Annotated in this window: 1 pseudogene; it reads left to right on the top strand. The window is 58.1% G+C overall.

The features are described 5' to 3' along the window. Nucleotides 1-229: pseudogene (locus tag ACPYOJ_RS37280) on the top strand (hypothetical protein); the annotation flags it as partial.

Below are 229 nucleotides of genomic sequence, written 5' to 3'. Positions count from 1 at the left end.
GCTTCGAATATTTCTACGGCTTCGTCGGTGGCGACGCCAACCAGTGGTAGCCAAACCTGTTCCGCAACACCACCAAGATCTACCCCTTCGAGGGCAAGCCGGGATGGAACCTGGTTACGGGAATGACGGATGACGCGATTGACTACCTAAGCCGCTTAAACCAGACGTCGCCCGACAAAACTTTCTTCGTGAAGTACGCGCCGGGCGCGACGCACGCACCGCATCACCC

This window comes from Rhizobium sp. SVR5-9E, assembly GCF_056755095.1.
This window is presented reverse-complemented; position numbering and strand designations above follow the sequence as displayed.